We start from the raw sequence: 11,947 nt of genomic DNA on the forward strand, positions 1-11,947 counted from the left end.
CCCGTCATGCCGGCAGGGACCAGGGATTGAGGCCCAGGTCAGCGCCGATGCGGTGGGCGCAGGCGAAGCCGCTGAAGGCCACGGCGTTGAGCCCCTGGCCGGGGAAGCAGGAATCCCCCACGCAATAGAGGTCGGGGATGGCGGTGCGGTTGAAGGGCATCGGCAGCAGCCCCGGCAGGCGCAGGGCCGGCACGGGCCCGTAGCTGCCGCCGTGGCGGCCCAGGAAGCGCCGGTGGCTGCGGGGGGTGCCGATCTCCTCGTGGGTGATCGCCGCGCCCAGACCGGGCAGGATCGTCTCCAGCCGGCCGATCAGCCGGTCGGCGGCGGCCCGCTTGGCCTGGCGGTAGGCCCCCGGATCCATCCCCTGCCAGGCCTCCATCGCCGAGGGGGTGAAGGTGTGCACGATGTGGCGGCCGACCGGTGCCAGGGAGGGATCCAGCAGGGTGGGGATCGACACGAAGATCGTGCCCTGCTCGGCCTCCATGTCCTGCCAGTGCTCCAGCAGCAGGTGGTGCACGTGGCTGCCCGGAGGGATGGCCTCCGCCTTCACCCCCAGATGCAGGGAGAGGAAGGAGGAGGAGGGCTTGTAGCGCCGCCGCCAGGTGCGCTCGGCCGCCGGCGTGTGGGCCTCGTCCACCAGGGAACCGAAGGTGTCCCAGCGAGTGGCGTTGCTCACCACCCGCCGGGCCCGGATCTCCTCGCCGCCCGCCAGCTTCACCCCCACCGCCCGGCCGTCCTCCAGCAGCACCTTCACCACCCGGGAGCGGTAGCGGATCATTCCGCCGGCCCGCTCCAGGCCGCGCACGAGCTTCTCGGCGATCACCCCCACCCCGCCGCGGGGGTAGTTGATGCCGCCGGCGTGGCGGTCGGAGAAGACCATGCCGGCGTTGATCATCGGCGTGCGGTCGGCCGGCATCACCGACCAGCAGAAGCACTCCATGTCGATGAACTTCAGCAGGTCCGGATCACGGATGTGGGCCCGGGCCACCGCCCCCACATTCACCGGCAGCCAGCGGGCCAGACCCAGGCATGCCAGGGGCGCCCGGAAGAACACCTTGGCCAGGTAGGCGGGATCCTCAAGCGACAGCAGGGGCATGGCGTCGAGGCAGCGGAACACCTGCCAGCAGGTGTCGTAGAAGCGGCGGATGCCGACCGCTTCGTGGGGGAACCGCGCGGTGAGATCGGCCAGGAAGGTGTCGTAGTCGCGGTCCACCGCCACCTCCAGGCCGCCGGGCAGGTGGTAGGCCAGCTGGACGGGGTCGGGGATCGTCTCGCAGCGCTCGCCCACATCCGCCAGGGCGCGGGTGAGCAGGTTGGTGTGGCCCTTCTCGCCGAAGCCGAAGATCATCGAGGCCCCCACATCGAAGGTGTAGCCCGATCGGCGGAAGCTGCCGCCGCTGCCGCCGGGGATCAGATAGCGCTCCAGCACCAGCACCTTCGCCCCCTTGGCGGCCAGCTGGCTGGCGGTGACCAGGCCGCCGATGCCCGAACCGATCACAAGTGCATCCCAGGCTTCCCCCCCGGGGGCGGCGGCGAAGCAGGCGGTGGAGGGGTGCGATTGGGCCGTGACGGTCACCGGTGGCCTGCAGCGGATGGAAATCGACCCTAGGGACCCCGTCAGCCGCAGCAGGCCTCGGCCGGGGCCCTGTCCTCCTCGGTCGTCAGCCACATCACCTCGTAGGGGGCGATCCAGAGGGAGCCCCGATCGACGGGCACCCGGGCCCCGGGGATCAGCAGATTGACCAGCTCGCCTTCCAGGCCGCCCCAGCGGGTCATCTCCGCTTCGATGGCCTGGTCGTCGCCGCTGAAGTTGGCGAACACCAGCAGCGTGCCCTCGGGCCGCTTGCGGCCGTAGCCGAGCACGTGGTCGTTGCCGGTCCACATGGGCTGGAGCAGGGCGAAGCCGTGCAGCAGGGAGGTGCGGCGGCGGGTGCGGATCTGATGGACCAGGCCCTGGAAGATCCTCCCCTCCACTGTGTGGCGGTCGTGGCGCCGCTCCGCCTTCTCCCAGTCCATGGTCGGCCGGTTCAGCCAGCGGCTGTCGTTGGCCTTGAGGGGATCCTCCCGGTAGGAGGGGTCATTGAGCAGCCCCAGTTCGTCGCCCGTGTGCAACAGGGGAATGCCACCGGCGCCGAGGGTCACGCCGTGCAGCAGCAGGATGCGGGCGATGGCCCGGTGGATCGCCGCCTCGTCGCCCTGCTCGAGGGCCAGCTCCAGCCCGGCCAGGGAGGCGGTGGAACCGGTGACGCGGGCATCGCCGGTGCTGGCATTGACACCGAACAGGTCGCCGCAGGCGAAGGAACCCTCGAAGCGACCGCTGTAGAAGTCGTTGAGGAAGCGGCGGTGCAGGTGGGGAGTCTCCCCCACAGCCCGCAGGTCCTCATCGGTCATCGCCCAGCCGATGTCGTCGTGATTGCGCAGGTAGTTGATCGGCGCGCAGCCGATCAGCAGCTGGGGTGCCCGGTGCATCACGTGGGTGAACAGGGTGGTGTGGCCCGTGGCCAGGGCACTCCAGAGCAGCACCATGCGCTGGTTGTTGTAGGCCAGCTCGCACTGCTTCTCCACGGTGGATTTCACCCCCAGGTACTGGACCAGGGCATCGGGGGGAACGATGGCTTCGGCCTTGAAGATCACTCCCGGCGCCACGATCCGCACAATCGCGCGGAAGGCCTGGATCAGCTGGAACACCTCCGGCTGGTTCTGGCAGTCGGTGCCCATCCGTTTCCACAGGAACGGGGCCGCATCCAGCCGCAGCACGTCGACGCCGAGGTTGGCCAGGAAGAACATCAGCTCGACGATCTCCAGGAACACCTCCGGGTTGGTGAAGTTGAGATCCCACTGGTAGGCGTTGAAGGTGGTCCACACCCAGCGCCCCTCCCCGGCCATACCCTCCACCCAGGTGAAGTTGCCCGGCGCTTCCTCCGGGAAGATCTCCGGCAGGGTGCGTTCGTAGGCATCCGGCAGGCTGCGGTCCGGGAAGGTGTGGAAGTAGTGGAGGTAGCGCTCCTCCCCGGCCCGGGCCCGCACGGCCCATTCGTGCTCCCGGGCCACGTGGTTCAGCACCAGATCGAGGCAGAGGGAGATGCCGCGCCGGCGCAGGTCGTCGGCCAGATCGATCAGATCCACCAGGGTGCCGAGATCGGAGCGCACCTTGCGGTAGTCCTTCACCGCATAGCCGCCGTCGCTGGGGCCCTCGCGGGGCTCCAGCAGGGGCATCAGGTGCAGGTAAGTGATGCCGAGCTCTTCGAGATAGGGGAGTTTGTCCCGCACCCCCTGGAGGGTGCCGGCAAAGCGGTCGGTGTAGCAGGTGTAGCCCACCATCTGGCTGCGCTGGAACCACTGGGGGGTGAACTGGCGCTCCAGATCGAGCAGCTTCAGGTCGAGGGGGCGCTGGCCGTAGGCCTCCACCATGCGGCCGAACAGCTGGCCGAATTTGTCGAGGGCATCGTCCCGGTCGCCGTAGAGGGCCGAGAGGGGGTAATAGAGATCGTCGAAGTAGCGCTCGAAGCGCAGCCAGAAGACGTCGATGTCGCGGGGATCGAGCCGGCCTTCGAGCCGGTAGCTCTCCACCTCCTTCACATGCGTGAAGGCTTCGCGCACCTCCGGGGCCATGCAGAAGACGTTGTGCATCGCCTCAGACCGCCGCGGCTTCCGGCTGCCGGACGCCGGCCCGGCGCCCGGCGTCCCAGCCGGCCAGGTCCGCCAGGGCCCGGTCGCGGTAGGCGCCGTAGCGGGCGCGCTTGTCGCGCACCCGGCTGGGCAGTTCCGGCACCAGGGCGAAGCTGGGGGGCATGGGCTGGAAGCCCCCCTTGCGGCCGGCGCCGACCCGGCCGGCCCCTGAGACGAAGGCCAGCAGGGCCCCGGCCATGGTGGTGGCCGGCAGGCTGAGGGGATCCAGGCCTCGGACCAGCCGGGCGGCATTGGTGCCGGCCAGCCAGCCGCCGGCCACGGCGGCCGCGTAACCCTCGGTGCCGGTGATCTGGCCGGCGGCCAGCAGGGCAGGGCGGCCGCGGAACTGCAGGGTGGGCTCCAGCAGGTCGGGGGAATCGAGGAAGGTGTTGCGGTGCATCACCCCGAAGCGCACGAAGGAGGCGTTCTCCAGCCCCGGAATCATGCGCAGCACCCGCTGCTGCTCGCCCCATTTCAGGTTGGTCTGGAAGCCCACCAGGTTCCACAGGCGCCCGTCCCGGTCCTCCTGACGCAGCTGCACCACCGCATGGGCCCGCCGGGCCCGGCGCACGTCCCGGTCGTGCAGGTCGCCCCAGCGGGGATCCCAGAGGCCAATGGGCTTGAGGGGCCCGTAGCGCATGGTGTCCTCGCCGCGGCGGGCCAGCTCCTCGATCGGCAGACAGCCCTCGAAGAAGGTGGCGCTCTCCTGCTCGAAGTCCTTCAGCTCCGCCTTCTCGGCCTCCAGCAGGGCTGTGCGGAAGGCGAGGTACTGCTCCCTGTCCATGGGGCAGTTGATGTAGTCGGCATCGCCCTTGTCGTAGCGGCTGGCCCGGAAGGCCACCGACAGGTCGATGCCCTCCCCCTCCACGATCGGGCTGGCCGCGTCGAAGAAGTGGCAGGCCTCGCGGCCGGTGAGGGCGCGCAGGTCTTCGGCCAGATCCGGAGCGGTGAGCGGACCGGTGGCCAGCACCGCGATCGCGTCGGGATCGGGGAGGTGGTGCTGCTCGCGCCGCTCCACCGTGATCAGGGGATGGGCTTCAAGGGCGGCGGTGAGGGCGGCGCTGTAGCGGCCCCGATCCACGGCCAGGGCGCCGCCGGCGGGCACGGCGTGGGCGTCGGCGGTGCCGATCACCACCGAGCCAAGCCGCCGCAGCTCCTCCTGGAGCAGGCCGGCGGCGCGGTCGGAGGACAGGGCGCCGAAGCTGTTGCTGCAGACCAGCTCGGCGAATTCGCCGCTGTGGTGGGCAGGGGAGGGGCGCACCGGCCGCATCTCCACGAGCTTCACCGGCACACCGGCGGCGGCGATCTGCCAGGCGGCTTCGGTGCCGGCGAGGCCGGCACCGATGACGACGACCATCAGGCGCGGGCGCGCTTGAGCATCAGCTGCAGCTGGCCGATGGCGGCACGGCCGATGTTGAAGGCGGCCCAACCCACGGCCAGGAGGATCGGAGCAGCGACGAGCAGCAGCCGGAGGTCCATGGCGACGCAGAGGGGGAAGGTGACGGGATCCTAACCGAGTTCAGCATGGACCTTTGCCAGGGTCCGGTACCGGTGGGCGTGCTGCCGCTGGGCGGCGATGGCGGCGGCATCGAGCTGGCGCTTCACCACAGCCGGAGCCCCCATCACCAGGGCACCGGGGGGAACGTCGCGGGTGACCACCGACCCCGCCGCCACCAGGGCCCCGGCCCCCACGGTGACGCCGTTGAGCACGATGGCGCCGATGCCGATCAGACAGCCGTCCTCCAGCGTGGCCCCATGGACCACGGCCCGGTGGCCGATGGTCACATCGGCGCCGATGCGCACCGGCTGGCCGGGATCGCCGTGAAGCACGGCGCCGTCCTGCACGTTGCTGCCCTCGCCGATGGCGATCGGGCAGACATCGCCCCGGGCCACGGCGGTGGGCCAGAGGCTGGCCCCCGCCGCCAGCTGCACATCACCGATCACCACCGCCGTGGGGGCCACCCAGGCGGCGGGGTCGATGCGGGGGGCCTCCCAGCGGCTGGGCCAGGCCTCAGCGGCGGCGGCGGAGCGGGTCATGGCAGGGGCCGGGCTGGTGCCATTGTGCGGCCGCCGGCCGGCTTGGAGAGGGGCGCCGCCGGGTGATAGCTTCCCTGGCGACGGGTCGCTAGCTCAGCGGTAGAGCATTCGGCTTTTAACCGACTGGTCCTGAGTTCGAATCTCAGGCGACCCATCTCCAACACCGCAAGGGATCCGAAGCCAGGCCCGGCAACGTTCCTGCCTAAAATTTTCACAGGGAGCTCAGGCTTGCGGACCGGTTCAGTCCTGGTCGGCAGCCTCCAGCTTCTCCCTGATCCGGCGCAGCAGATTCCTTTTCACCGCTTCATTGCCGCCGAATCCGCCCGAATGCCGCATGCTGCGGGATGCGAAGAACTGGGTACAGCGCAGTTCCGTCAGCGTGCGGGCCTTGCTTCCGATCCAGACCGGAAAAGGGGACGAATCCTGCTCCGAAGGCAGGCCTACTTCAGTTGCTCCACGTTGATATTGGCCATGTCGAAGTAATTGGATGCTGTGCACATGGCCGTGCCTGTGCCGACGCCACCTTTCGCCGTCCTGCTGGTGAACGTCCAGGAAAAGATGCGCTGGGACTGGCTGTCTGAGATCTCCGAGAAATTACCCACCCGCTGATAGGTTTCGGGATGCAGAAGTTTCTGTTTGACGAGAGACTCGCAGAGTGTATTCTGCTCCGGACGCCGATTCTGAGGTTGGTTGTTGCTTGTGGGCGAGGATCGGGAAAAGTGATAAACGCCGGCCATCCCGATGCCAACCAGGAGAAAGACTCCGATCACCAGCAGGAAAACCCTCGTGGGAAAGAGAGCCTCTCTGGAGCGAAGACTGTTGGAGCGTCCTGAACGGGTGCTGGAAGTTCGTTTTCCAAGCCCTGCTTGCCGGGCCCGGTGCAGGTTGCGCAGCTTGCGACCTTTCTCCCTCCTGTGCCTCCATGCCTTGAAGGACTTGATCACGTTGACCATTCAGCTCAGGGTGTTCAGAGCACATCCACCCGTTTCACCCTGAGGACGGAGACGTTCACGTCTGCCTGAAGGGGGTCGCCAGAACCGGCATCGGTGGCATCCCCTGATGGCTGGCTTTCCGAAGGAACGCAGAGCGCGACTCGACGCCATCCGGCCCGACATGAAACATGTTTGGTTTCTAGCAGTCTCCCACGGTTGTTGAGGAACCGAAAGCTGAACTGGATCCGGTTTCTGTCAGCGCTGCAGGCAACCGGAGATGGCGTGTCATGGCCCCGGCCCTTCAACCCAGCTGCACCATTCCGCAGCGGACCCCCTTGAGCACCGCCTGCATGCGGTTGTTGACGCTCAGGGTCTGCAGCAGCCGTTTGGTGTAGGTGCGGGCGGTTTCATCGCTCACCCCCAGCCTCTGGGCGATCTCCCGGTCGCTGAGGCCGCTGGCCAGCAGATCCAGCACCTCGTATTCCCGTGGGGTGAGCCTTGGACAGCTGAGGTAAGGAAGGTTGCCCGAGCGCAGCGAGGGGCTGCGATAGGAGTGATGGCCCATCACGGCGATCACGGCGGCCTGCAGGGGCCGCTGGTCGTCGACGATGTCGGCCTCGGCCACCACCGCCTCCAGCCAGGGGGCATGCTCGTATTCGGCGGGGATCACATCCCCCAGGGCCAGCATCACCACCTTGAGGTCGCTCTGCAGCTCCTTGGCCTTGCGGGTGAGCTCGAAGCCGTTGCCGCCCTCCAGGTGATCGGTGCAGATCAGCAGTTCGTAGGGCTCCTGGCGCAGGTAGTCGAGGCAGCTGGCCTCATCGGTGATGGCACAGCCGATCAGGCGGCGGTCACTGATGCTCTCGCAGATGGCCCGCAGCAGGAAGCGGCCCTTCATCGCGATCGCCACCTTTCCCTTCACCGCCACCGAGAGGAGCACCTCGTCGAAGGTGTTGCCTTCCAGGTTCACCAGGAAGGGTGTGAGATCCATGCAGGCCCCCTGAGGCCCCGTGGGCCAACCGGTTCTTGCCTTCATCATCCAACCCGGGGCCCCTTCGGCGTGGCTCGTGGGGCTCAGCCGAGGTGGGCGCCGGCCTGCTCATCGACCGCGATCAGCCGCTGCAGGATCAGCTCGACATCCAGCTCGGAGAGCTCGCCGTCGTCGCGCCATTTCATGCAGGTGCGACCAAGACAGGACTGGTGGCGCAGCGGTTCCACGGCATTGGTGTCGTGCGCTTCGACCATGGTGGGGTCCTCCGTGTCTTGACTTCAAGATAGAAAGGCGCCGTGTTTGTACCGACTCCCATCTGGGGGTAATCGGCCAGTGCGGTGCTGCAGGGGCGATCGGGCTCAGAAGCGGAAGCTGGTTTTCACCAGTCCGCCCAGCTGTCGGAAGGTGGTGCCTGGGGTGGTGTCCTGGCCCAGGGGCCGGCTCAGGTAGAAGAGGGCCGGGGTGACGCTGATGTTGTCGGTGACCTGCAGCTGGTACCACCACTCCCAGGCGACGTTGCCGTCCTGGGGCGTCTGGCCGCCGCTCAGGGCTGTGGCGAAGATCGGCTGACCCACCGCCATGCCGAGGGCGTTGCCCTTGATGAAGGCGTCGTCCCACTGCAGGCCCACCATCCAGGACTGGCTGGTGCGCAGGGCACCGGCTGCCTGGGCCATGTCGTAGCTGGTGCCGTTGATGCCCCAGCCGGCGCTGATCGAGGGGATCCAGCCGGACTGGGCCGGTTGCCAGTAGCCGCTGAGGCCGAAGGCATCGGTGCGGCTGTTGGGGTTGGCCTCGTAGGTGAGGCCGGTGAAGGGGGTGGCGCCCGGCACCCCCACCCCTGACTGGATGCGGGAGTAGATCGCCGCCAGACCCCACTGATCCCTGGCATAACCGATCTGCACCGTGCCGGTTCCGGCCGAGGAGCCGGTACCGATGCCGCCGATGCTGGGATCACCCACCGCCCCGTTGGCGGCGACGACATTGGCGCTGATGCTGAAACCGTCCTGCTGCCACCACAGACCGGCCCCCGGTCCGAGGTTCTTGTTGTAGGCCGCCGGAGCTCCGTTGAGGGTGAACAGGTTGAGGATGGTGTCGGAGGGATAGGCGCTCGGCCAGAGGGCGAGCATGTCCTCCTGGCCCACCCGGCCGCCGACGGTGGCGGTGAAGCCGCTGCCGATGGGGAACTGGTAGTAGAGCTTGTCGATCCCCACCACATCTGGCCCAGCCTCCTCCTGGAACGCCACCTCCAGGGTGGACAGCCCACCGGTGGGGCCGGCGCCGCCGAAGGCGGAATCGGCGAAGTTGCCCGCCCGCAGGATCGTGCGCAGCAGATCCTTGCCCGTGAAGCTGGTGTCGAAGCTCAGCTGCAGGTCGTAGCTGAACGTGGTGGCCCCCACAGCGGCCCGGGCGGCATCAAGGGCGGGGCTGTTGCTGCCGGAAAAGGCGTTGGCACCGATCACGAAGGTGGCCTGGCCGCCCAGCTTGGTGGTGGTGGAGAAGCGGGTGGCTTCCAGCTCACCCACCTTGGCCTCCAGGCCATCCACCCGGCCGCGCAGCACGGCCAGCTCCTTCTCGAACTCGGCCATCAGGCGCTTGAGCTCGTCGGTCACTTCGGTGATCCGGTCGAGACAGGCGTTCAGCAGGGCGGCCGCCTCAAACCGGGTCATGGACTGGCCGCCGCTGTAGGTGCCGTTGGGGTACCCGGCGACGCAGCCATAGCGCTCGATCAGGCCCGTGAGCGCCTGGTAGGCCCAGTCGGTGGGCCTCACGTCGCCGAACTGGTTGATGCTGGTGACCTGCTCCTGCCCCGCTGGGGTGAGGGCATAGCGGTGGATGGCGGCCAGGTTTGGTTCCGCGGCGGCGGCCATCCCGGGGGTCAGGCCCGTCACCAGGGCGAGGCAGGTGGAGCGGGTGCGCATCGGGGCGGCCATCAGAGCTGGTTGGCGAGAATGGTAACCATTCCCGGTGTCAGCACCAGGGGTGAGGGCGGGGCGAGGGTCGGCCAGGCCCCTGCCAGCGCTGCCAGCCGGGGCTGCATCGGGCCCAGGATCCGGATGGCCTCGGGAGGTGCTCCGGCCCCGAGCGCGCGGGTCAGCAGCTGCTGGGCGTAGAGCACAAATCCCCGGGAGTCCTGGTATTCGATCGCTTCCACAACCACCCCTTCGGCGATGGCGGCGTCGTATTCGCTGGCGGCGACCCTGGCCAGGGCCCGCACCACGGCGGCGGTGGTGTGGGGGTTGTTGCGCACCGCGGCGGGGACCCCCTGGGCGGCCGCGTCCACCGCCGCGACGGCCGCCCCGTAGGCCGCGGCGGTGCGGGGTGCCCTGGGATCGGCCTGGATCAGTTCCAGCAGCAGCACCAGCTGGGGCCGGAAGGGCGCCACGCCGCGGCCCGCCAGCACCGGGTCCACGGCGCCGTACAGCTCCTCCACCGGATGGCCGATGTGCTTTTCCGCCTGGGTGGTGTTCCCCTGGGCCAGCAGCTCCCCGGCGACCAGCAGATGGCCGCGCATCTGGCCCAGCACCGCCAGGTAGTCGACATCGGAGCTGGCGACGGCCGCCGCGCCCTCGCCCCCTTCCCCGCCTTCACCGCCTTCCCCCCCGTGGCCATGGCCGGCATGCTGGGCCACGGAAAGGGCCATGGCTGCCGGCCCGGTCCCCCCCGGTGGCGAGGCCGCGCCGGCGGGCGCCATCGGCAGGGCGGCCGTGGCGGCGGCCCCGAGGGCGAGGAACAGCTCGACGGTGCGCAGGGGTCTGGCCATGGGAAACCGGTGGTTGGGGTGATCCTGCTGAGCGATGCTCCTGTCGCCCGTTCAGCCGCGACCCCTGGCCGTGCCCGATGGCACAGGCACGGTTGTCCGCGGCTCAGGCCGCCACCACCTCGAACAGGCCCATGCAGCCTTTTTCAGCCACCTGGTCCTGGTGGGGATGGAACATGTAGCGGCCCGGGAACGGGTAACGGAATTCGAGGATCTGTCGTTCGGCCACCCCGAGGGTGATCACGTCGGCACGCTCGCGGAACTCCCCCCGGCTTCCCTGGCGCAGGATCTCGAAGTCGTTGGCGTGGATGTGGAAGGTCAGGGGGCCGTCGAACTCCACCATGTTGAGCAGGTAGAGACGCACCAGCTGGTGCTGCCGGATCCGGATCGGCTGGCGGTGGAAATGGTCCGGGATGCCGTTGAAGGCATAGAGGTCGTTGTGGCCCTCGTTCCTGAGGTCATAGCCGCCCATCACCAGCACCAGTTCATCGGCCGGCGGCCGCGGCTGGAGCGGATCCACGATCAGCAGGCCGAACAGCCCCTTGCCGACGTGGCGGGTCACCGGCGCCACGTGGCAGTGGTAGGGGTACAGCCCGGCGCTGGGGAGGTCGAACTCGTAGGTGCGGCTGCCGTTGAACAGCACCGGCTCGATGCCGTCCATGGCGGCTGGATGGACCCCATGGAAATGGAGGCTGTGGGAGGTGCTGTCGTCGTTGTGAAAGATCACCCGGAGGCGCTCCCCCACCCGGGCCCTCAGGCTCGGCCCCGGCACCGTCCCGTCCAGGGTCCAGGCCTTGAAGCGGGTGGCCCGCCGCAGGGGCAGGGTGAGGCTGCGGGCCCGCACCTCGAACACCCGCACGGCCCGGCCCCCTTCCTGGATCAGGCGGCCGTGGTTGAAGGCTCTCAGCCCAGCCGTGGGATCGAAAGGCAGGGGAACCCCATCGATCTCGGCGGCGGAGCTGCTGCGGGCCATCGCCCCGCCCAGCGGGCCGGCGAGTCCGGCCAGCCCCAGGCCGGCGGCGCTGAGTCCCAGGACCCGGCGGCGGCTCCAGGGGCGGTGGCCATCACAATCGTTCAAGGCGGTCGGTGCCGCGGAGCGGGGGGCACGGGGGCCGCCGCGGAAGGTCTCAGCCTCCAGTGACCCACGGCGATGGTCGGTGTGCCGTCGATCGATCACGGATCGGTGTGCCCGATGGCACCGCTCAGGCCATCGGGGCGGGCTGGCCGCGCCGCAGCAGGGCATAGGCCAGGAGCTTCATGCGGTCCTCCACCAGGAACCAGGCCAGGCAGTACAGCCAGATCGCCAGGGCCGTCCCCCAGCCCACCGGGGCCATGAACACGCCGTAGACGGCCAGGAACGTGGCGAGCAGCTGGGTGCCCAGCACAGCCAGCCCCAGCACCCGGGCCGGCCGGATCCCTTCAGGATGGCCACGCTGGGCCCCCAGGACGATCAGAGAGCGAACAGGGCGTCGTACTGGTGGTACGCCGGCTTGCGGAGCCCCTCCAGAGCCAGCATCCGCCGCAGTTCGATGATCTCGGCCCGCTGGGCCACGATCACTT

At 69.0% G+C, this 11,947-nt stretch carries 12 protein-coding genes and 1 tRNA gene; 1 reads left to right on the forward strand and 12 read right to left on the reverse strand.

The genetic code is table 11. The annotated features are described in order from the left end of the window. Positions 1-4 precede the first annotated feature (4 nt). The 5 genes from crtH to KUG41_RS01335 are packed head-to-tail and all read right to left on the reverse strand — an operon-like array spanning position 5 to position 5,706. A complete protein-coding gene (gene crtH, locus KUG41_RS01315; RefSeq protein ID WP_371733990.1) occupies positions 5-1,576 on the reverse strand; it encodes a carotenoid isomerase in 1,572 nt (523 codons plus the stop codon). A gap of 41 nt (positions 1,577-1,617) precedes the next feature. Further along, positions 1,618-3,630, reverse strand: coding sequence for an amylosucrase (locus KUG41_RS01320; protein ID WP_216900285.1), 2,013 nt, complete (start codon positions 3,628-3,630; stop codon positions 1,618-1,620). A 4-nt stretch (positions 3,631-3,634) separates the two neighbouring features. Next, positions 3,635-5,026 (reverse strand): FADH(2)-oxidizing methylenetetrahydrofolate--tRNA-(uracil(54)-C(5))-methyltransferase TrmFO, encoded by a 1,392-nt coding sequence (trmFO, locus tag KUG41_RS01325; protein WP_216900287.1) that lies wholly within the window; start codon positions 5,024-5,026, stop codon positions 3,635-3,637. Continuing rightward, positions 5,026-5,148, reverse strand: coding sequence for a photosystem II protein Y (locus KUG41_RS01330; protein WP_216900289.1), 123 nt, complete (start codon positions 5,146-5,148; stop codon positions 5,026-5,028). Before KUG41_RS01330 ends, trmFO begins: the two co-directional genes overlap by 1 nt. A gap of 30 nt (positions 5,149-5,178) precedes the next feature. After that, positions 5,179-5,706 carry a gamma carbonic anhydrase family protein gene (locus KUG41_RS01335; RefSeq protein ID WP_216900291.1) on the reverse strand — a complete coding sequence of 176 codons (528 nt, stop codon included), beginning with the start codon at positions 5,704-5,706 and terminating at the stop codon, positions 5,179-5,181. An 82-nt stretch (positions 5,707-5,788) separates the two neighbouring features. On the opposite strand from KUG41_RS01335, the gene KUG41_RS01340 reads away from it, so the two are divergent. Continuing rightward, a tRNA-Lys gene (locus KUG41_RS01340) sits at positions 5,789-5,860 on the forward strand. Between the two features lie 286 nt (positions 5,861-6,146). On the opposite strand, the gene KUG41_RS01345 is transcribed toward KUG41_RS01340, so the two are convergent. The 7 genes from KUG41_RS01345 to KUG41_RS01375 all read right to left on the reverse strand — a co-directional run bounded on the left by KUG41_RS01345 (position 6,147) and on the right by KUG41_RS01375 (position 11,787). After that, positions 6,147-6,659, reverse strand: a complete 513-nt coding sequence (locus KUG41_RS01345; protein WP_216900293.1) for a hypothetical protein — start codon at positions 6,657-6,659, stop codon at positions 6,147-6,149. Positions 6,660-6,939: 280 nt separating this feature from the next. Further along, complete coding sequence (locus KUG41_RS01350; RefSeq protein ID WP_216900295.1) at positions 6,940-7,629, reverse strand: response regulator transcription factor; 690 nt, start codon at positions 7,627-7,629, stop codon at positions 6,940-6,942. 83 nt (positions 7,630-7,712) lie between these two features. Continuing rightward, a complete protein-coding gene (locus tag KUG41_RS01355; protein ID WP_216900297.1) occupies positions 7,713-7,883 on the reverse strand; it encodes a hypothetical protein in 171 nt (56 codons plus the stop codon). 105 nt (positions 7,884-7,988) lie between these two features. Next, positions 7,989-9,560 carry an iron uptake porin gene (locus KUG41_RS01360; protein WP_371733991.1) on the reverse strand — a complete coding sequence of 524 codons (1,572 nt, stop codon included), beginning with the start codon at positions 9,558-9,560 and terminating at the stop codon, positions 7,989-7,991. Further along, entirely contained in the window at positions 9,560-10,390 is an 831-nt protein-coding gene (locus tag KUG41_RS01365) for a hypothetical protein (protein WP_216900299.1), read from the reverse strand. Before KUG41_RS01365 ends, KUG41_RS01360 begins: the two co-directional genes overlap by 1 nt. Before the next feature lie 103 nt (positions 10,391-10,493). Beyond that, positions 10,494-11,564: a multicopper oxidase domain-containing protein gene (locus KUG41_RS01370; protein WP_371733992.1), complete on the reverse strand. Its 1,071-nt coding sequence runs from the start codon at positions 11,562-11,564 to the stop codon at positions 10,494-10,496. Positions 11,565-11,589: 25 nt separating this feature from the next. Then, complete coding sequence (locus tag KUG41_RS01375) at positions 11,590-11,787, reverse strand: hypothetical protein (protein ID WP_216900301.1); 198 nt, start codon at positions 11,785-11,787, stop codon at positions 11,590-11,592. Positions 11,788-11,947 lie beyond the last annotated feature (160 nt).

It is taken from the genome of Synechococcus sp. CCY 9618 (genome assembly GCF_019038415.1).
GTDB lineage: Bacteria > Cyanobacteriota > Cyanobacteriia > PCC-6307 > Cyanobiaceae > Cyanobium.